Consider the following 18,264-nt stretch of genomic DNA (forward strand, 5'->3'; position numbering starts at 1 on the left):
TTTTACTGAGTTCTACGTGGCGATTTTTCTTTTGGTTCATTATGTTGCAGGTAGTGGTTCCAATTCGCGCGTATGTTCTCGTAGTTGTATTGGCAAAAGTCTTTGCGATCTCGTAGGTAGTCTTTTTCAACTTCATCGAGAAGCGACTTGTACTGTTCCGGATCACTGCCGTACACCAAACATAAGGTAGAGAAGTAGCGTTGCAAATCAAAACTGTGCTCATCAATGTACTCACCGAAGTCGTAGTAGTCCGGTCTGTCATCGGACTCAAATGCGAACATGTCGGCGGCGCTAATGGCCATCTCTGCGCCATCTTCTAGGAAGTCAATCATTAAGATCGTGGCAAAATTATCGACGGCATCTTCTTCTTTTCCGAGAACAGGGATGTTTTGATCTTCGATGTAAGCATGCCCTGCTTCATGCAGCAAGGTGTGTAATAACGTATCTAATGCCCCTGTTTTTGGGGATTTTCCAAGGCGTTCTTCATACTGGTTATTGGAGAAGTAATTGAGTGATTCCAAATAAAAAGTGTAGGGAATGTGTATCGTGTGCGTATCGGGATCGTACATTGGGCCATCTTCTCCGCCGTAAACCAGTGTGAGTGGTTTGCGAAATGGAAAGTGGATCTGAGATAGCTCAAGAAAAATTGGGTTTACATCGCTGTTTTGGATAGATTGCAGGGCGATGTTTTCATGGGTTGTTTCCACGGGAGAATATTCAATACGGATATTTTCCGCTGCAGTGGCAGATGAGATGGCACAGAGTAATAGCACAGGGAAAAGCGAATGAATTTTCATGTAGGGCTCTTGTTATTTGAATAACTTACATAAAAATTATACATGTTTTTGTGTGGTGCATAATTGGGATTGTTTTTATCACCCAGAATCGGGTAGTTAGCCTCGAAAGACTACCATGACAACACCGTACATTTTGGTTGCTGGGCCCTCAAGAAAGCCTATCAAAACACGTTTTACTCAGGAGACGATAGATAAGTGATTGGCTTTTAAGGTTTATTTCTTGGTGAGGCTAAGCTGAATTCGCTTCGCTCTTTTGTCTGTAAAAATGCTATTCAGCAGTTAATCATTATGGAAAGAAACCATAGGGTTGGTGAATGTCACTGAATTGAAGAAAATTATCAGCAATATGTTATAATCCGGCTCCGTTGTGACGAAAACGTTTGTTGCAGCTTGAGAGTTTCCTTGGATTCGGCTCGTTTACACACCATGAGCCAGAGTTAAAAAACTACGACAGGAACAAGCAAACCCAATTGTTTTGAACGCGATCTCGGCGTTTAGAGGTTACAACGGGAAGGAACTTTGTTTGATAGTAATTGACACATTCTGTTTAAGTAAGGGAGCCCAATGTGGTTCAGAAAGTGTCACCCAGAATTTACTCACAACACTATACCCCAAGCAGTCACGCACAGGTATTGCGAGGGGGCATTTGAAGGAGCTATATCGGCTCCTTTCACATTTAAGGGCTGGCTAACAGCGGAAAACTGACACATCGCTAAAGGAGCGTCCCTTAAACTAGCCTAAGGCGCATCTACACCAACTTTTGAGTATTTTCGAAACAGTAAAGCGAGAACATTTGCTATTGAATGAAGGTTAAATTAACACTCGATCATTACGGAGGATGAAGAGAACAATAATAAGAGGCGATATGAATCATTTAATATCTGTAGGTGCACTGGAGTCCTTCTTGGTCGCAATCAGTGTGCTTTTCCTGGGGCATTTTATTAATGCTAAGCTACCGATTTTAAAGAAGTTCAACATACCTGAGCCGATTGTAGGTGGCCTTATTGTGGCCTGCATGATTACTGCTCTTCATTTCAACGGCATCGACTTGGAGTTCGATTTGCCGTTACAAAATACGTTTATGTTAATGTTTTTTGCGACGGTTGGTTTGGCCGCAAATTACACTCAGTTGATGAAAGGAGGTGCGAAGGTTTTTATCTTCTTAGCTGTCGCATCGTTTTACATCATCATACAAAACGGCGTTGGCGTTTCACTCGCGGCGGCGCTCGGTTTAGATCCTTTGATGGGGTTAATTGCTGGCTCGATTACTCTGTCTGGTGGCCATGGTACAGGTGCTGCGTGGTCACAAACCTTCCAAGACGTGTATGGATTGGATAACGTTTTGGAAATAGCGATGGCATCAGCCACTTTTGGTTTGATCATCGGCGGTATCATTGGTAGCCCAGTGGCACAGCGCCTCGTAGAAAAAAACAGCATTGAATCGGAGTATGGTCGTGGTGGTCGAGATGCCAAAACTCACGAAAAATTCCCTGAGTTGGTGACCTACAACGAATACGAAGAAGATAAAGTAACGGCGAAAAAAGTGGTGGAGAAACTCTTCTTCCTACTGATCTGTGTTACGGGGGCGAAGTATGTTGAGCAATGGGTTAGCACGTATGAAATCTCATGGTTGATGATTCCAGACTTTGTATATGCGCTGTTCATTGGTGTGATCATCACGAACTTCTTAGAGGTGACCAAGCTTCGTAAGTTAGATGCAGAAACCGTCGATATGCTCGGTACCGTTTCTTTGTCATTGTTCTTGGCGATGGCATTAATGAGCTTGAAGTTATGGAATATCTTTGACTTAGCGATTCCATTCTTGGTTATTTTAGCTGTGCAGTCTGTGGTCTTAGCTATCTTCACTTACTACGTTACGTTCAAAGTGATGGGACGCAACTATGACGCTGCGGTTATTGCGGGTGGTCACTGTGGTTTTGGCTTGGGGGCAACCCCAACAGCCGTGATGAACATGGGCTCTATCGTTAACCGATTTGGCCCGTCGCCGCAGGCATTTATGGTGGTGCCAATTGTGGGGGCTTTCTTTATCGACATCGTTAACTTAATCATTTTACAAGGTTACATTTCATTCCTTGGTTAAATTTAAGTTCATGATCTCCTAAGGTCGAAATAAAAACGGTCACAACACAGGTTGTGACCGTTTTTTTATGGCTCGATTTTGGCCGTTTATCGAACGACGGATTATTGAATAGTTCGGCTGAATTTGAGACTAGCTGTCCAACCAAGAACGCCGATGAAAGCGTAAATGCCAACGTTTAACCAGCCCGCCTGAGGAATTGCATTCAATGGGCTTGGTGCAACAATGGCGTGCAGTGGAAGGTAAAGCACTTCGGAGAAGAACTGATCTAGGCCGTAATAGCCAAATAGTGCGATTGGCATCCAGCGCAGCGCATAAATGGCGATAAACAAAATGACCAGTGGTGAATTCACTTTCTGAGAAATAGCCATTGCGGTTAATGCCAGCGGTAATAGTAGAATACCGGCGAATAACATTCTGATTAAAAACTCTCCCCAATGCAGCAGCACGTAACCTAACGAGGCTTGGCGGTACAACAAAGCCAATTGGTGATCAGTAGAGATGTTCAGCAACCACAACATCAAATCTGCTGCGAGCACAAGCGCCGAGCAAACGAGCGGAATCACCAATAAACCAAACCCTAGCTTCACTAAGTGAGTTTTTATATCGCTGACCGGCATACTACGCCAAAACATAATACTGCCCTCTGCGCGCTCTTTGCGCAGTGTTCTCGGGAAGTATTGAACGGCTAATAAGATAGACAGCAGTCCCGCCCCGCCGGTGATCAACATGTTTACATCGTCACCAAGCTCTTTGTGAATGTCACTGACATCGCCACCAAAGCTCATTTGGAAAAACATATTGTGTTGTAGAGTGTCGTTACTCATTAAACTGACAAAGAGAATAAGTCCACACGCCAACACAAACAGTGGAATACGTAAAACAAGAGGGTTTTCTAACCACTCTTTTTGCAACATCGCGACAACTGAACTCATTACGCTGCCTCCTTCTGCAATGCTAAAAATAGATCCGCTAACTTCACCCTATGGATGGCCCCCATTGTTTCTGCTTGTTGGGCATACTGGGCAGTGAGTAACCATTTCGTTGAACCGAGCCCTTTTTGTGACGACAGTGGGTTCATCGCTTCAATTTGTGTGCGGTATTCGTCGCTGGCCTCAAGGATGAAGTAGTCTTCACTGATACTGTCCATCGAGGTTTGTAGTACAGGGCGGCCATGCTTGAGAATCAGCACATCAGTCAGTAAGTGCTCAATCTCTGATACTTCATGACTGGCGATGATCAACACGCGTTCGCCGTCGTGAAACCATTCCAACAAGTGACGATAAAACGTATCACGATAAACGAGATCTAACCCGAGTGTCGGTTCATCCAATATGAGGATTTGGGTGTTAGTCGCGATTACAATCGCGAGGTGCAATTGCACCTTCATCCCTTTGGATAAAGATTTGATGCGCGCACGAGGTTTGATGTCCGTTTGACGAAGCAGCGTATCTGCTTGAGCGCGATTGAACCCTGGATGCACGCCTTCGGTATAGTTAAGCAGTTGAGCGACAGTCATCCAATCTGGCAGAACGTTCACATCCGAGATGTAGGACAAGCTCTGCATTATTTTGTCGCGTTGCATAATGGGTTCAAATCCGTTGATACGAACAGTGCCTTGATATTCATGTGCGCCGAGTAGGGCATTAATAAGCGTTGATTTACCTGCGCCATTATGGCCGAGTAAGCCTAGTACTTGTCCTGCATGTAGGTCGAAACTCACTTCATGCAGTGCTTCTCCTTGTTGCTGATATTGCTTGGAGACGTTTTTTACACTGACTAATGCGCTCATTGGTCACCTTTCAAGTGTGGTTTTAGTTGTTGAATGAATTCGTCGAGTGACATATCCAGACGCTGTATTGTGCCGGCTATCTGCGGAATTTGTTGTTGAAGAAAACGTGCCTTCTCGTCTGCGAGCAATTTTAGTTTTGCCCCTGAAGCGACAAACATACCTTGACCGCGTTTTTTCTCTACTAACCCCTCATCAACAAGCAATTGATAGCCTTTCATGACGGTGAGGTGGTTAATTTTCATATCCGCAGAGATGCTACGAACTGAGGGTAGAGCATCGCCTTCTTGCCAGATACCTTGCAGTATTTGTTGAGTGATCTGGTCAGCCAACTGTCGAAAAATCGGTTGGCGATCATGCCAATTGGTCATGAGTGAATCTCTTGGCTGAAATGGTGTTATATATAGGTATAACACCTAGTGTGCCAGAGAGAAAGTAATAATTTAAAATTAAGCGTATGTTCCAGCCTTCGCTTTCCCTAAATATCTACCTATGTGATAGCTATTTTGAAGACTTTATTGTGAACATAAACTAGACACTTCTCATAAGTTGAGAAGTGTTATTTTTCTAATCCAATCAAGGTATTTACCACCAGCTTGGTATTGGTATTCTCATATAATGATAATCAGTGGGATTTTGGGTGCATCCATTTCTTACTTGATGAGAATTTGTGGTAAATACACCCTAGAAAACAAAAGGTTCGAGAGGCAATCTGATTGACTTAGGCACCTATCTCACGTTGAGCGCTTGCTCAATGAATGAGAAAGAGGAGAGTAAAGAGGTCTCATGAATCAGGTAATATCTATCGGCCCACAAGAGTCGTTTCTCGTCGCAATTTGCGTGTTATTTTTAGGGCAGTTCATTAACACCAAATTACCAACCTTAAAGAAATTCAATATCCCAGAGCCAATTGTTGGTGGTCTAGTTGTGGCTTGCGTGATCACGACGATGCACTTAAATGGTGTGGATGTATCATTTGATTTGCCACTGCAAAACACCTTTATGCTGATGTTTTTTGCAACCGTTGGCTTAGCGGCAAATTACACCCAACTGATTAAAGGCGGTGCGAAGGTTTTCATCTTCCTTGTTGTGGCATCGGTCTACATTCTTATACAAAATGCGGTCGGCGTATCCTTAGCAACCGCATTGGGGTTAGATCCACTCATGGGGTTGATCGCCGGCTCTATTACGCTTTCTGGCGGACATGGAACTGGTGCGGCGTGGTCGCAAACTTTTCAAGAAATGTATGGTTTGCACAATGTCCTAGAAGTGGCGATGGCTTCTGCTACGTTTGGCTTGGTCATGGGCGGGATTATTGGCAGCCCTGTCGCGCAAAAGTTACTCAACAAGCACAACTTAGAATCGGAATACGGACGCACCAACCAAAGCCATCAGAGTTTCCCTGAATTGGTGACCTATAACGAACATGAAGAAGATCGTGTCACGGCGAAAAGAGTTGTAGAAAGCTTATCCATTATTTTGCTTTGCGTGACAGGCGCGAGCTATCTGGAGAGTTGGGTGAGGAGTTTTGGCATCAAGTGGTTGATGATCCCAGATTTTGTTTATGCGCTGTTTATTGGTGTTGTCATCACCAACATCACGGAAGTGACCAAGGTGCGCAAGGTTGATTTAGAAACCGTTGATATTCTTGGTACGGTTTCGCTATCGCTGTTCCTTGCCATGGCTCTGATGAGCTTGAAATTGTGGAATATCTTTGATCTTGCGATCCCGTTCCTTATTATTCTTGCTATTCAGTCGGCCGTACTCGCGGTGTTCACTTATTACATAACATTCCGCATGATGGGCAGTAATTACGATGCCGCGGTGATCGCCAGTGGACACTGTGGTTTCGGTTTAGGTGCCACACCGACTGCGGTCATGAATATGGGCTCTATCGTGAGTCGTTATGGTCCATCACCACAAGCATTTATGGTAGTACCAATTGTCGGTGCATTCTTCATCGACATTGTGAACTTAGTGATTTTGCAAGGCTGCATTGCTTTTATTAAATAGCCCCCGCTTCTTTCAACTTAACATAACAAAGCCAGTCCCTTGAGATTGGCTTTGTTATTTGTAACACGAAATCTTGTTTCTCTGACTTCAAGCCGTGAAATCAATACGTTACTATGATGACATAGTGTTCAGTTTTACAGCAGCATGAGGTACCCACATGTCTGAAAAAATATCGACGTCGGCATTAGCGAAAATGCGTAAGGTTGAAGCCAAGCTGTTGTTTGCCGATCTCAAACGTGCTGGCTACATTGTTCGCCAAGACGAAAAATGGATTCTGACGGAAGAAGGCGCCAAGTTTGGCGGCGAGTATGTGGATCACCCTAAATTTGGCCAGTTCATCGTCTGGCCGACCAATTTACATATTGAGCTGACTTCCAGCTCAGGGAAAACATTAAGCGCCACGCAGCTGGGTGAAAAGCTGAAACTGAATGCGAAGCGCATGAACCAACTGTTGAGTGAGTTGGGGTGGATCGCCAAATCTGAAGAAGGTTGGAGTGTCACTGAAGCTGGTATACGCGCTGGTGGCCAGCAAAGAACCGATAAAGAGACACAAAATACCTTTGTCGTATGGCACGATGTGGTGTTGCGTAATAAGCATCTTAAGCAGTCTGTCATTGAATTTTTAGGGCAAGATGCGGAGTCACACTCCACGGATAAATCGTACTCAAGCTTTCGCCAAAAGTTTGAAGCCAAACACCGAACATTAGATGGGCATTACGTGCGCTCTAAGGGGGAGTTGCTCATCGACAACTGGCTGTACTTGGCTGGTGTGGTGCACGCTTATGAACGTCAGCTGCCGATTGACCAAGATGTCACCAGTGATTTTTATTTGCCAGGCGGTAAAGTCTATTTACAGTTTTGGGGAAGTGATACTGGGGAGATGGCTGAGGCTGACCGTGAGACCATTCGTACTGTTTATGAGCAGCATCATTTTAACCTTATCGAAGTCGAACCGAGTGAACTAGACAAGTTAGATGAAGTGCTTCCTAAGCGCCTTCGTCAGTTTGGTATTAAAGCTTATTAACGACTTAAGCCCGCTGTTCAGATAAGAAAAAACCCGTGATCAATCACGGGTTTCGTATTTTTAGCGTGCATCTAGGCTGTCATCCTATGGATTAAAAACCTTTGATGTTTTCCGCTTCTAGCTCCGAGAAGTACTTCACTGTCTTCACTTTCAGTTCTTGTTGAGCTGGCTCGTCACATACGATCACTGCTTTAGGATGAAGTTGAAGTGCAGAAACCGTCCATAGGTGGTTTACACAACCTTCTACTGCTGCTTCAAGTGCTTGAGCTTTGTTATGACCTGTTACCAGAATCATCACTTCTTCTGCGTCTAGCAGTGTACCCACACCGATAGTCAGTGCGTATTTAGGCACTTGGTTGATATCGCCGTCAAAGAAGCGAGAGTTCGCAATGCGAGTGTCTTCAGTCAGTGTCTTGATACGAGTACGAGAAGACAGAGATGACGCTGGCTCGTTGAACGCGATGTGACCGTCGTTACCCACGCCGCCCATGAACAGGTTGATCTTGCCGTAAGACTTAATTTTGTCTTCGTAACGCTTACATTCTGCGTCGTGATCGTCAGTGTTGCCGTTCAGTAGGTTGATGTTTTCTTCTTGGATATCAATGTGATTAAAGAAGTTGTTGTACATGAACGAGCGGTAAGACTCTGGGTGATCTGCAGGGATGCCAATGTACTCATCCATGTTGAAAGTCACGACGTTTTTGAAGCTCACTTCGCCGGCTTGGTAAAGCTCGATTAGGGCTTTGTAGGTTGCTAGAGGAGTGCCACCAGTTGGTAGACCCAGAACGAATGGACGCTCAGCAGTAGGTTTAAAGTCGTTGATACGCTTAGCGATATGCGCAGCTGCCCACTTACCTACTTGTGCTGCTCGAGTTAACGGGATAAGTCTCATTTTGTGCCCCTAGTTATTGGAATTTACGATGTACCGAAACATTAATTCGCATTATAAAATAAGTAATGACGAACTGCTATTGTTTTAGGTCAAAATTTTGCTTTTTCTTTAACCAGTGTTGATTTTATCGACTGTTTTTATATCTAAATGCTTTTATAAGCCGATTTTTTACAAAGAAATTGCATTATGAAACTGACGAATTGATAGATAAAATTTATGATCTAAATTAAGTTCTGTCTTCGCACTTAACCTTGTTTTTTAACAACCTACAGAGTGTGAAACCGCACACGAACTTCAAATATTATGGGATGGACATGGCACGACGCTCATTCCTTAACCATAATTGAAATGTGTAAACCAGTGAGGAATTCGGTATGAAAAATGAGTTAGATCCGAGCAAAGTACTACAGGCTTACGAATGTGTGATGAACAACGGTACACCAACCGAATTTGGCAAAATGTATGAAGGTGTAGAAGCGTTTTCCGATTACGACGGGTACAACGTTTTCTTACGAGGGAATGGTGTTGAGCTAAAGGTTGGCTTCCACAATACTTATCAATTGGAGTACGACCAAGAGCACTTGAAAGAGAGCTTTTTGAAAAAGATCGCGATGCTTGCAAAGTAGACTGGCAGCACTAAATACTAAAAAAGCCCTTGGGAGAACGCGCCCTTGGGCTTTAGGAGAAGAAATGAGCTTGTTTTGCTCGCTCAGTCAAACCAAACGAGCTTTCGCCTACTGCTAGAAAAAGGCGAGAATTAGTTTATTTGGTTATTAATCGTCTTCGACCAAACTCTCTTCAATGTAATCTTCTGTTGCGTCAGGCTTATTACGACCATTTAGCGTGTGGAAGCGCTTGCGACCACGAGCAAGTTGGGTGTACTTTAGCCACGTACGCTCAAGTTTTGTTTTTGCTTTGCCTGGGTTTTCTAGCACCTTGATGAAGTGTTTCTCTTCGCTATTTTCAGGTGTTAATTCGCCTGACTCTAAGCCAAGCATAGTATCCCCATAAATTGTTAGGATTTCCTCTTCCGAGAGAGTAAAATCGCCAGACTTTGCAAAGCCGCGTGGGAATTTTACGTTGTCGTAAAAACGTTTTTTGCCATGACGGAATTCAGTGTCAGACATGTCAACAGCCTCTGTAACCGTTATTGATGAATGTAGTGAACTACGGCGAAAATTAGGCGTAAAGCTAACAAAAGAAAAACAAAACTTTTTTGTCGTCATGATTTTAATTAGTTGTTAATCTGGTTTTATATTAACCAGGAGATGGTTTATGGATGTAAAAGTCTTTCGAACATTTTTAGAGCTGGCAAGGGTTCGTCACTTCGGACGCGCCGCTGAGAATCTTTATATTACCCAAGCTGCAGTGAGCGCACGTATCAAACAATTGGAAAGTTACTTCGATACGCAATTGTTTATTCGTGATCGAAATAACATAAAGTTGACCTCTGCAGGTGAGCGCTTAATAAGTTATGCAGAGGTGATGGTCACCACATTGCAACAAGCGAAGCTAGAGTTATCGCTTGAAGATGGCAAAGCGCTGCAATTAACGTTAGGCGGTACGCCAAATATTTGGGACGCCTACTTGCAGAACTGTTTAAGTGTCGTCACAGACTCATTTGGTGGTTATGGTTTTATGGCAGAAGTGATGGGGCGGGAAATGCTCAGTCGCAGCTTGCTAGAGCGCACGTTAGATATGGCATTTGCGTTCGACCAAATCAAAGCTGATGAGCTTAACTGCAAAAAAGTGGCCGATGTTGTTCTCGTTTTGGTATCGACTGAGAAAGACTCTTTAGACACCGTTTTTGAAAACAAATACGTGTATGTGGATTGGGGAACGCGCTTCTCATCAGAACATTCTGAACGTCACCCTAAGATCCCGGCTCCGTATCTGCGCACGTCAACGGCGCGCATTGCATTGGACTTTATTTTAGAGAAGGGCGGTGCCGCTTACTTACCCATCTCTCTGGTAGAGCCATTTATCGCTAACGGGCAGCTTCACAAGGTGTCTGGCGTAGAAGATTGGTGCCGCCCTATCTATTTGAGCTATCGTAAAGCTAGCTCGTCTGTAGACGCGATTAAGCAAGTGGAAGAAATTGTCAAAGAGATTGATCCACTGACGGCTTACAGTTTTCAGCAAATTGGTTCCGGCACTTCCGACGAATAGCGTTGAGTGAAAAGTCAGAGAAATTAAAAAGCCGCCTTGGCAAATCCAGGCGGCTTTCTTTTTATCTCGATGAATCGATAGTTATGGCAAGTCAAATAGCAGGGCGGTTGTGCTCTCGTTTGATGTATTGCGTAAAACAACCTTACTTTGCTGTTCGATCTTCGCGCCGTCGCCTGCCGTCAAGGTGGTATTGTCGATGCTAAGGCTCCCCGTTACTTGGTGAACGAATAAGTTTCTACCCGATTCTATCTCAAAGTTAAGTTCGCTATTTGGTTCAAGAATTAACTGATGTAATGTGGCATCTTGCTTAATAAGTAGCGTACCGTTTTCTCCCGTTGGAGTCGCGATAGTTGTTAATCCCGGCGTGCGACCAAAGTCTGTTTGCTGATAACCTGGTTTGGTTCCAAATGTATTTGGCTGAATCCAAATTTGTAGAAAGCGCAGCGTGTCGCGGTTCGACGCATTGTACTCACTGTGGTAAATCCCTTTCCCTGCCGACATGAGTTGGAATTCCCCAGCAGGTAATGTTTTCACGTTACCTTCGCTGTCTTTGTGTGCGATAACACCTTCCAGCACATAGCTGATGATCTCCATATCACGATGGCCATGTGTATCAAAACCTGCGCCAGGTTGGACTACATCGTCATTGATGACTCTCAATTCAGAAAAGCCCATATGTTGTGGATCGTAATAGCTACCGAAAGAAAACGTATGTTTGCTATCAAGCCAACCAAAGTTTGCTCGACCTCGGTCTGCTGCAAGTCTTACCGTAATCATAAGGCCTCCCTAAGAGAGCTTTTTGTTCAAGAAGTTATCTAGCGCGACCTTACCTGCGCCAGAAAACGCCAGTGAAACACTTGCTGCCAGTAAAGCTAAGCCAAACTCGTAACCGTTGTTTGCCATGAACAAACCGTTTTCAAAGTGGACGGAGAATATCGCTACCACCATCGTGAACGCTAAAGCAACGGCTGCTGGGCGAGTTAGCAGGCCAAGCAAGATGAACAAGCCGCCAAAGAACTCTGCGCTGCCAGCAAGGAATGCCATTAGCACGCCAGGACCTAAACCGATGGATGCCATCCACTGACCTGTACCTTCTAACCCATAGCCACCAAACCAACCAAACAGTTTTTGTGCGCCGTGCGCCATAAAGATAATGCCGATTGGAATGCGAAGTGATAGTGCGCTGTAACCTGCGTTTGAAGTGGTGATTTTCTGTAATAGTGCTTTCATGATTCTGTCCTCTGACTCTTTTCAATGAGTGGGAAGCGTGTGCTCCCGTGCTGTTGAGAACAGTTTAGGTGGCGGTGAGAATAAAAATAACGGGAGTATTTTGATAAACTCGTTCTAAAAAGTTGAATAATGGTTTTTTGTTATTTTTAATCAGTTGCTTGAGTGTTTTTTATGAGTTTTTTTATGCCAGTTTTGTCGTGTTTTAAATCAGGATCCATCATTATTTTCGATAAACATTTTTGCTGTTAAACAAAAAAAGAGCACAGGTTGCTGTGCTCTATTGCTTTCGCTATTAACAAGGGAGAAAGGTGTGTTAAAGAAAACCGTCAGAGGTTCATTAAGCTCTCTAGTGACTCCTCTACATTGTTGTAGTGATAGGTTCGAATATTACGCCCATCCGTGGCATTAATTTGAATTTCTGAGATCTCGTTATCTGAGTCTCGTTCGATAATTCCAATTGAATGATCTACGGATTTACTGGTAATAACCTTTTGGTTTCTTAGTACAATTACGCAAGTGTGTAAGTCCATGCCAATTCCCTTTAGCCGACGTTGTTGTGATGTTCTGAATCTAACTTTAGTGTACAAAAGCGCTAATGCCAATAAATCTCAATATTGAGTTCCGAAAATGGCTAATTGTAGACGCTTAAGCAAGCTACAATAACATTATATTGAACGATGCCTATGAACAATAAATGACAAAAGGCATGAGCAAGGAAAGCACTATGTTTATTCACCCCCATACCTCACTGACTTTCGAGCAGTGTCATAAGGCGCGAGTCGCGCGAGACAGCCGCTTTGATGGGCGATTTTATGTGGCTGTGAAAACAACGGGGATCTTTTGTCGCCCAATTTGTCCGGCTAATTTACCTAAAGAAGAAAATGTAGAGTACTTCACCGATAAAGCGCAAGCTCTCCAAGCGGGGTACCGTCCATGTTTGCGCTGTCGACCTGATAGCGCGCCGGGTTCTTGGGCATGGAAAGGCGTAGAAACGACCTTTCAACGAGCGATTTCGTTAATTGATCGAGGGGAGTTGCATCACCACTCGGTGTCTGAGCTAGCAGAGCGTGTTGGGATTTCGGATCGCTACTTACGTATGTTGTTTGAGCAGTATCTAGGCATGTCACCCAAGCAGTATGCGCAATATCAACAATTAATGTTCGCCAAACAGTTACTTCATTCCAGTTCTATGTCGGTCACCGAAGTCGGGTTTGCGTCTGGTTTTAACAGTACGCGCCGCTTTAACGATGCTTTCCAAAAGTTTCTCAAACTGACGCCTTCTCAAGTCCGTCGCAAAGAGTTTGACGGTATGGGTAGCAATCGAATTGCCTTGCCTTATCGAGGTGAATTGAATTGGCAGCACATGTTGAACTTTTACCGTTTACGAGCGATTGAGGGGGTTGAGCTGGTGAGTGATGAGAGTTATCAGCGCAACGTTTGTCTGGATACCAGTAAAGCGTGGTTTAAAGCAACCAAAGGTGAAGGGTACCTAGAGCTAGCGTTTGAAATTGAAGACGTAACGAAGCTGCAAAACTTGGTGTCTGACATTCGTCGTATGTTCGATCTTGACGCCGATATTTGTACTGTTGAGCAGCATTTGGATTATGTTGCACCAGGGCTTGTGTCGAGTAAAGGTATTCGGATTCCTGGTGTATGGAATGCATGGGAGGCTGGAGTTCGAGCGATTTTAGGCCAACAAGTGTCGGTTAAAGCGGCGATTGGTCAACTTAACTTATTGGTGACCACACTTGGTGGAGAGTCAGAAAAACGCTTTTTCCCGACACCAGATGCGATAGCGAATGCCGACGTGAGCTTTTTGCGCATGCCGCAAAGCCGTAAAGAGACGCTAGTGCGCTTCGCCCAGTTCATGCAGGATAACTCAGACGCCGACCCCCAGCAGTGGCTAGCCTTGAAAGGCATTGGACCTTGGACAGTCAGTTATGCTCAACTGCGAGGGCAATCTCAACCCGATTGCTTTTTAGATAAAGATTTAGTGGTGAAAAAGGCGATGCAGCGTTACCCATCACTGAATACGCACACTGCGGCCCCTTGGGGAAGCTACGCGACGTTTCACTTATGGAATCAATCATGAAAACATTTTATACCGAAATGCCGAGCCCATTAGGAACGGTGACCATCCAATCTAACGCTGAGGGCTTGCTTGGCATTTGGTTTGAAACATGCACCACTAAGCCGAGTGAACTGGGAGCGCGAGACGCTCAACACCCAGTTTTGCGCCAAGCTGTTACCCAGTTGAATGAATATTTTTCTGGCCTACGTAATGAATTTGAGCTGCCTTTGGCGGCTACAGGCACGGATTTTCAAAATCAAGTTTGGCAGGCACTAACGACCATTCCATACGGCGAGACGTGGAGCTATCAAGATCTCGCCAACGCGATTGGCAACCCTAAAGCTGTGCGCGCTGTTGGGTTGGCAAACGGAAAAAACCCTATTTCTATCGTGGTGCCTTGTCATCGCGTTATTGGCAAAAGCGGTAAATTGACAGGGTATGCTGGTGGAGTAGAGCGCAAGCAACGTTTACTTTCGTTGGAGCAAGGTACACCACTTTAAGTGAGGCGATTCTCATATTGTGATTAAGCGTGCTACACAGGGGAAACGATAGTGTAGAGTTTCATATTCGTTATACGAATAGAAAAAGGATAATAAGGACATGCCTTTCAAAACGGATTTTGATGCATTCATGAGTGAGTGTTGGCAGCATCACGAAACACAGCCCGAACAAACTTATGCTCAATTGGAAACGGCTCTGAGTGAGGTGGAAAACGTTAACCACATCGAGCGAATATTCGCATTGATGCTGCACACCGCGATTGGGCACCTCCAGCGTCCAGAACCGTTTCTTGCTTGTTTAGAGCGCTTTGATAAACGCAATGTTGCCGAGAGTTCGGCATTGCAACGCAGTATTGCCGTTGCGCGCTACTTCGTAGATGGCACTGACAATATGGAATTATTGGAAGAGCAAGAACAACGCCGAGTTTACGCTCTGATTTCGAATGAACTTTCTGCGCTTGCTCAGCTTGAACTGGCGAGCCAATGGCTGGAGAAAGCCGCGCTAGGTATGACACCACAAGATGCTGAAGGGCCGCTAGCGCGCTCTATCGCAATCACGGCAAACAACTTGGCGTGTCAGTATGAAGCGCTGGCTGAGCGCACGGATATGGAAAAATCGAGGATGCTAGAAGCGGCCAAGCTCGCGTTGGATTACTGGAAAGTGGCGGGTGGTTGGATGAAAGAAGAACGTGCAGAGTATCGCTTAGCGATGAGTTTACTCAAAGCGGGTGAAGCCGGACAAGCCAAGCAGCATGCCGAGCGCTGCGAAGCCATTTGTCAGCAAAATGGTGGTGACGCGTTTGAGCTGTTCCATGCGCATGATTTGCTGATGCAAGTGCACTTCCATCTTAGCCAGAAATATAAAGCTCAAGTTGATGTGGGGATGCAGCAATACTGCACAACGAGTTCGTTGACATGATCTCAACGTTGAATAAAAAAGCCCCGAGCGAATGGATCGGGGCTCATATTTTGTAAGTTCACTCATTACACGATGTTGATTAAGCTATTTGCGCTTTTGCCTGGTATCGTCCTGGTTTATGGTTCATCGCCAAAATCAAGTTTGTCGCCACGGCACCTAGGACGGATAGAGCGATAAGGTGCACATCCACAATGAACAGCGACATCACTACGATGGCACAATCGAGCGCCATCTGAACTTTACCCGCTCGAATCCCAAAACGTTCCTGAAGGTACAACGCTAGAATGTTAAAACCGCCTAAACTCATCTTGTGGCGGAAAATCACCAACATACCTATTCCAATTAACCCACCACCTAGAAGTGCCGCATAGAAAGGTTCGATTCGTGAAATTTCAATCACATGGTGCAGATGATCGACCGCAAAAGAAACAATCGAGACCGCAATGAAGGTATTAATGGTGAAGCGCCATCCCATGCGCATTACAGACAAAATATAAAAAGGGAGGTTGAGAGCGAAAAATATCTGACCAAAGCTGAAGTCACTCACTTTGGTAAGGAAGATCGCCAAACCAGCCGTACCGCCAGTGAGCAATCCTACTTTGCTGAAAAATATTACCCCAAGCGACACTAACGCACTGCCGAGCGTCAGAGCCAAGAGGTTCTCTCTTAGGCTATGATCTTTATCCATAAAATTTTTTCCTTGGTTTAAAAACCGCGCCGGAGACAACACGTCCATCCAACGAGATAAACAGTTGCCAAAATAGCAACTAACAAATCGGCCAATAAAATGTCGCGAAAAGTGATGAATGTCGAGTTTTTGGACAAGATTGTGCTGATGCTAGCCTGTTTAACATAATGTACACAGGTAGAAAAACAACAAGGAAAAGTTATGATTAAGAAAGTCGGCACTACCCAAATCAACGCATTACATCGACTGAGTTGTCACTGCGGAAAAGTTGAGCTGGAACTTGCATTACCTAATGGTATTGAGAAGCCGAGACGATGTGATTGCTCCATGTGCCGACGTCGCGGCGCGATTGTGGCATCTGTGCCTCTGAATGGTATTCGTATCGTGCAAGGCGAAGACGTTTTGAAGCTGTATCAATTTAACACTCGCACAGCGAAGCACTTTTTCTGTGGCGAATGTGGTATTTATACGCACCATCAGCGTCGCTCTGACCCGAGTGAGTACGGCTATAATGTCGGCTGTTTAGAGGGCGTCAACCCATATGAATTGGGAACTATCGAAGTGATGGATGGCGTTAACCATCCATCCGACCGTTAGGTTATATCGCAAGTTAAGCGCCTGACGCGCGGTGCTTTTAGGTAAATAAACCGCTATTCATCCACAAATGCACAGCAATACTGGCCGCATAACCCAAGGCGATGACGGGAGCCCATTTTAGGTGGCCAAAGAAGGTATATTGACCACGCGCGGCTCCCATTAATGCGACACCTGCCGCAGAGCCAATTGAAAGCAAGCTGCCCCCCACACCCGCAGTCAATGTGACAAGTAACCAGTTCCCCATCGACATGCTTGGTTCCATAGTCAGTACAGCAAACATAACCGGAATGTTATCGACGATGGCAGATAGAACACCAACCATCACGTTGGCCCAGACAGGGTTCCATTGGTTGTACATGACGTTTGAAACCAGTTCGAGATAGCCAAGTAAGCTCAAACCGCCGACACACATCACTACGCCGTAGAAGAACAGCAAGGTGTCCCATTCTGCGCGAGATACACGGTGGAACACGTCAAACGGAACGACTGAACCTAAGCGTTTTAATGCGTGATCGTCGCCATTGGCAATTGCCATGGCCGCTTTTTTTGCCAAGGAATGTTTGAGTGTTTGGCGTAAGAAGTAGCCGAAAAATTGTAAGTAGGCCAAGCCCATCATCATGCCCATAACGGGTGGGAAGTGCAGCAAAGCGTGGAAAGAGACTGCGGTGGCAATCGTCATAATGAATAGTGCGACAATACGTCTCGCGCCGCGTTTCAGTTCTACGTGTTGGTGAATCGTATTCGGTTTGGTGTTTGGAACAAAGAGTGACATCAAAAATGCAGGAACCAAATAGTTCACCAGTGACGGGACGAATAACGGGATGAATTCAGCAAAGCTGACATGCCCGGCTTGCCACACCATCAGAGTCGTAATGTCACCAAATGGGCTGAATGCACCGCCAGCGTTGGCAGCGATAACAATGTTGATACAGGCAAGATTCACGAATCTAGGATTATCACCAGAGACTTTCATCACCACAGCACACATCAAGAGGGCTGTGGTTAAGTTATCGGCAATCGGTGAAATAATAAAGGCGAGAAACCCCGTCAGCCAAAACAGCTTTTTGAAGCCAAAGCCTTTGCCGACCATCCACGCCTGTAAGGCATCGAAGAGTTTGCGCTCTTCCATAGCATTGATGTAAGTCATCGCTACTAACAAAAACAGCAGCAGTTCCGCATATTCCAACAAGTTGTGCTCTAGTGCGGATTTGGCTATTTCTGGTTGGTTGTGTTGAGCAAAGGTGTAGCCAATCAGAATCCAAATTAACCCTGCAGCGAGCAGCACAGGCTTGGACTTTCTCATTTTCAGATACTCTTCCAACATAACCAGTATGTAAGCAATCGAAAAGATAATGAGAGCCGCGTAACCGACACCAGAATTAACAAGGTTCAGTTCATTGGTGGGGGCAGCAAAGGTGGCGCTAGAGAACAACAAACAGCAGAAAGCCACAATTGGATAGATTGGCATAGACATTTC

General features: G+C 45.0%; 20 protein-coding genes. 9 read left to right on the forward strand and 11 right to left on the reverse strand.

The window, feature by feature from the left end; all coding sequences use genetic code 11:
• Nucleotides 1-2: 2 nt before the first annotated feature.
• Entirely contained in the window at nucleotides 3-797 is a 795-nt protein-coding gene (locus NL643_RS07470) for a DUF4344 domain-containing metallopeptidase (protein ID WP_104972149.1), read from the reverse strand.
• A gap of 865 nt (nucleotides 798-1,662) precedes the next feature.
• On the opposite strand from NL643_RS07470, the gene gltS (NL643_RS07475) reads away from it, so the two are divergent.
• Nucleotides 1,663-2,898: a sodium/glutamate symporter gene (gene gltS, locus NL643_RS07475; RefSeq protein ID WP_006740921.1), complete on the forward strand. Its 1,236-nt coding sequence runs from the start codon at nucleotides 1,663-1,665 to the stop codon at nucleotides 2,896-2,898.
• A gap of 101 nt (nucleotides 2,899-2,999) precedes the next feature.
• Here gltS (NL643_RS07475) and NL643_RS07480 read toward each other — a convergent pair whose 3' ends face one another.
• The 3 genes from NL643_RS07480 to NL643_RS07490 are packed head-to-tail and all read right to left on the reverse strand — an operon-like array spanning nucleotide 3,000 to nucleotide 5,055.
• Nucleotides 3,000-3,830 carry a hypothetical protein gene (locus NL643_RS07480; RefSeq protein ID WP_253644197.1) on the reverse strand — a complete coding sequence of 277 codons (831 nt, stop codon included), beginning with the start codon at nucleotides 3,828-3,830 and terminating at the stop codon, nucleotides 3,000-3,002.
• Nucleotides 3,830-4,687, reverse strand: coding sequence for an ABC transporter ATP-binding protein (locus tag NL643_RS07485; RefSeq protein ID WP_253644198.1), 858 nt, complete (start codon nucleotides 4,685-4,687; stop codon nucleotides 3,830-3,832). Before NL643_RS07485 ends, NL643_RS07480 begins: the two co-directional genes overlap by 1 nt.
• Nucleotides 4,684-5,055, reverse strand: a complete 372-nt coding sequence (locus NL643_RS07490) for a GntR family transcriptional regulator (protein ID WP_085344466.1) — start codon at nucleotides 5,053-5,055, stop codon at nucleotides 4,684-4,686. The genes NL643_RS07485 and NL643_RS07490 overlap by 4 nt, the downstream gene beginning before the upstream one ends.
• Before the next feature lie 415 nt (nucleotides 5,056-5,470).
• On the opposite strand from NL643_RS07490, the gene gltS (NL643_RS07495) reads away from it, so the two are divergent.
• Nucleotides 5,471-6,697 (forward strand): sodium/glutamate symporter, encoded by a 1,227-nt coding sequence (gene gltS / locus NL643_RS07495; RefSeq protein ID WP_253644199.1) that lies wholly within the window; start codon nucleotides 5,471-5,473, stop codon nucleotides 6,695-6,697.
• A 157-nt stretch (nucleotides 6,698-6,854) separates the two neighbouring features.
• Nucleotides 6,855-7,721 carry a glycerol kinase gene (locus NL643_RS07500; RefSeq protein WP_253644200.1) on the forward strand — a complete coding sequence of 289 codons (867 nt, stop codon included), beginning with the start codon at nucleotides 6,855-6,857 and terminating at the stop codon, nucleotides 7,719-7,721.
• 91 nt (nucleotides 7,722-7,812) lie between these two features.
• Here the strand turns inward: NL643_RS07500 and nagB are convergent, their stop codons facing one another.
• Complete coding sequence (nagB, locus tag NL643_RS07505) at nucleotides 7,813-8,613, reverse strand: glucosamine-6-phosphate deaminase (RefSeq protein ID WP_006740926.1); 801 nt, start codon at nucleotides 8,611-8,613, stop codon at nucleotides 7,813-7,815.
• Nucleotides 8,614-8,987: 374 nt separating this feature from the next.
• Here nagB and NL643_RS07510 point away from each other — a divergent pair, with 374 nt between their 5' ends.
• A complete protein-coding gene (locus NL643_RS07510) occupies nucleotides 8,988-9,239 on the forward strand; it encodes a DUF3081 domain-containing protein (protein ID WP_005392042.1) in 252 nt (83 codons plus the stop codon).
• Nucleotides 9,240-9,386: 147 nt separating this feature from the next.
• Here the strand turns inward: NL643_RS07510 and NL643_RS07515 are convergent, their stop codons facing one another.
• The gene (locus tag NL643_RS07515) at nucleotides 9,387-9,740 is read right to left on the reverse strand and encodes a DUF413 domain-containing protein (protein WP_005392041.1); all 354 of its coding nucleotides are present in this window, start codon (nucleotides 9,738-9,740) and stop codon (nucleotides 9,387-9,389) included.
• A 148-nt stretch (nucleotides 9,741-9,888) separates the two neighbouring features.
• On the opposite strand from NL643_RS07515, the gene NL643_RS07520 reads away from it, so the two are divergent.
• A complete protein-coding gene (locus NL643_RS07520) occupies nucleotides 9,889-10,782 on the forward strand; it encodes a LysR family transcriptional regulator (RefSeq protein WP_005374436.1) in 894 nt (297 codons plus the stop codon).
• 81 nt (nucleotides 10,783-10,863) lie between these two features.
• Here the strand turns inward: NL643_RS07520 and NL643_RS07525 are convergent, their stop codons facing one another.
• The 3 genes from NL643_RS07525 to NL643_RS07535 all read right to left on the reverse strand — a co-directional run bounded on the left by NL643_RS07525 (nucleotide 10,864) and on the right by NL643_RS07535 (nucleotide 12,542).
• Entirely contained in the window at nucleotides 10,864-11,559 is a 696-nt protein-coding gene (locus NL643_RS07525; RefSeq protein ID WP_253644201.1) for a pirin family protein, read from the reverse strand.
• 9 nt (nucleotides 11,560-11,568) lie between these two features.
• A complete protein-coding gene (locus tag NL643_RS07530) occupies nucleotides 11,569-12,012 on the reverse strand; it encodes a DoxX family protein (protein WP_074190260.1) in 444 nt (147 codons plus the stop codon).
• A 326-nt stretch (nucleotides 12,013-12,338) separates the two neighbouring features.
• Complete coding sequence (locus tag NL643_RS07535; RefSeq protein ID WP_017633816.1) at nucleotides 12,339-12,542, reverse strand: hypothetical protein; 204 nt, start codon at nucleotides 12,540-12,542, stop codon at nucleotides 12,339-12,341.
• A 194-nt stretch (nucleotides 12,543-12,736) separates the two neighbouring features.
• Here NL643_RS07535 and NL643_RS07540 point away from each other — a divergent pair, with 194 nt between their 5' ends.
• The 3 genes from NL643_RS07540 to NL643_RS07550 all read left to right on the forward strand — a co-directional run bounded on the left by NL643_RS07540 (nucleotide 12,737) and on the right by NL643_RS07550 (nucleotide 15,502).
• Nucleotides 12,737-14,104 carry an AlkA N-terminal domain-containing protein gene (locus tag NL643_RS07540; protein ID WP_253644202.1) on the forward strand — a complete coding sequence of 456 codons (1,368 nt, stop codon included), beginning with the start codon at nucleotides 12,737-12,739 and terminating at the stop codon, nucleotides 14,102-14,104.
• On the forward strand, nucleotides 14,101-14,583 hold the full coding sequence (locus NL643_RS07545) for a methylated-DNA--[protein]-cysteine S-methyltransferase (RefSeq protein WP_253644203.1): 483 nt from the start codon (nucleotides 14,101-14,103) through the stop codon (nucleotides 14,581-14,583). The genes NL643_RS07540 and NL643_RS07545 overlap by 4 nt, the downstream gene beginning before the upstream one ends.
• A 100-nt stretch (nucleotides 14,584-14,683) precedes the next feature.
• Entirely contained in the window at nucleotides 14,684-15,502 is an 819-nt protein-coding gene (locus tag NL643_RS07550) for a hypothetical protein (RefSeq protein ID WP_253644204.1), read from the forward strand.
• A 79-nt stretch (nucleotides 15,503-15,581) separates the two neighbouring features.
• Here NL643_RS07550 and NL643_RS07555 read toward each other — a convergent pair whose 3' ends face one another.
• Entirely contained in the window at nucleotides 15,582-16,190 is a 609-nt protein-coding gene (locus NL643_RS07555; protein ID WP_006740933.1) for a YitT family protein, read from the reverse strand.
• A gap of 201 nt (nucleotides 16,191-16,391) precedes the next feature.
• Between NL643_RS07555 and NL643_RS07560 the strand changes: the two genes are divergently transcribed.
• Complete coding sequence (locus NL643_RS07560; RefSeq protein WP_006740934.1) at nucleotides 16,392-16,787, forward strand: GFA family protein; 396 nt, start codon at nucleotides 16,392-16,394, stop codon at nucleotides 16,785-16,787.
• A gap of 37 nt (nucleotides 16,788-16,824) precedes the next feature.
• Here NL643_RS07560 and nhaD read toward each other — a convergent pair whose 3' ends face one another.
• Entirely contained in the window at nucleotides 16,825-18,255 is a 1,431-nt protein-coding gene (nhaD, locus tag NL643_RS07565; protein WP_253644205.1) for a sodium:proton antiporter NhaD, read from the reverse strand.
• Between the last annotated feature and the right edge of the window lie 9 nt (nucleotides 18,256-18,264).

Source organism: Vibrio sp. Y42_MX_L11, from assembly GCF_024181785.1.
Lineage (GTDB): Bacteria > Pseudomonadota > Gammaproteobacteria > Enterobacterales > Vibrionaceae > Vibrio > Vibrio diabolicus.

What these genes read in the sequence shown, in the direction of transcription:
- NL643_RS07470 (WP_104972149.1), bottom strand. Translation starts at nt 797, where the DNA reads ATGAAAATTCATTCGCTTTTCCCTGTGCTATTACTCTGTGCCATCTCA.
- gltS (WP_006740921.1), top strand. Translation starts at nt 1,663, where the DNA reads ATGAATCATTTAATATCTGTAGGTGCACTGGAGTCCTTCTTGGTCGCA.
- NL643_RS07480 (WP_253644197.1), bottom strand. Translation starts at nt 3,830, where the DNA reads ATGAGTTCAGTTGTCGCGATGTTGCAAAAAGAGTGGTTAGAAAACCCT.
- NL643_RS07485 (WP_253644198.1), bottom strand. Translation starts at nt 4,687, where the DNA reads ATGAGCGCATTAGTCAGTGTAAAAAACGTCTCCAAGCAATATCAGCAA.
- NL643_RS07490 (WP_085344466.1), bottom strand. Translation starts at nt 5,055, where the DNA reads ATGACCAATTGGCATGATCGCCAACCGATTTTTCGACAGTTGGCTGAC.
- gltS (WP_253644199.1), top strand. Translation starts at nt 5,471, where the DNA reads ATGAATCAGGTAATATCTATCGGCCCACAAGAGTCGTTTCTCGTCGCA.
- NL643_RS07500 (WP_253644200.1), top strand. Translation starts at nt 6,855, where the DNA reads ATGTCTGAAAAAATATCGACGTCGGCATTAGCGAAAATGCGTAAGGTT.
- nagB (WP_006740926.1), bottom strand. Translation starts at nt 8,613, where the DNA reads ATGAGACTTATCCCGTTAACTCGAGCAGCACAAGTAGGTAAGTGGGCA.
- NL643_RS07510 (WP_005392042.1), top strand. Translation starts at nt 8,988, where the DNA reads ATGAAAAATGAGTTAGATCCGAGCAAAGTACTACAGGCTTACGAATGT.
- NL643_RS07515 (WP_005392041.1), bottom strand. Translation starts at nt 9,740, where the DNA reads ATGTCTGACACTGAATTCCGTCATGGCAAAAAACGTTTTTACGACAAC.
- NL643_RS07520 (WP_005374436.1), top strand. Translation starts at nt 9,889, where the DNA reads ATGGATGTAAAAGTCTTTCGAACATTTTTAGAGCTGGCAAGGGTTCGT.
- NL643_RS07525 (WP_253644201.1), bottom strand. Translation starts at nt 11,559, where the DNA reads ATGATTACGGTAAGACTTGCAGCAGACCGAGGTCGAGCAAACTTTGGT.
- NL643_RS07530 (WP_074190260.1), bottom strand. Translation starts at nt 12,012, where the DNA reads ATGAAAGCACTATTACAGAAAATCACCACTTCAAACGCAGGTTACAGC.
- NL643_RS07535 (WP_017633816.1), bottom strand. Translation starts at nt 12,542, where the DNA reads ATGGACTTACACACTTGCGTAATTGTACTAAGAAACCAAAAGGTTATT.
- NL643_RS07540 (WP_253644202.1), top strand. Translation starts at nt 12,737, where the DNA reads ATGTTTATTCACCCCCATACCTCACTGACTTTCGAGCAGTGTCATAAG.
- NL643_RS07545 (WP_253644203.1), top strand. Translation starts at nt 14,101, where the DNA reads ATGAAAACATTTTATACCGAAATGCCGAGCCCATTAGGAACGGTGACC.
- NL643_RS07550 (WP_253644204.1), top strand. Translation starts at nt 14,684, where the DNA reads ATGCCTTTCAAAACGGATTTTGATGCATTCATGAGTGAGTGTTGGCAG.
- NL643_RS07555 (WP_006740933.1), bottom strand. Translation starts at nt 16,190, where the DNA reads ATGGATAAAGATCATAGCCTAAGAGAGAACCTCTTGGCTCTGACGCTC.
- NL643_RS07560 (WP_006740934.1), top strand. Translation starts at nt 16,392, where the DNA reads ATGATTAAGAAAGTCGGCACTACCCAAATCAACGCATTACATCGACTG.
- nhaD (WP_253644205.1), bottom strand. Translation starts at nt 18,255, where the DNA reads ATGCCAATCTATCCAATTGTGGCTTTCTGCTGTTTGTTGTTCTCTAGC.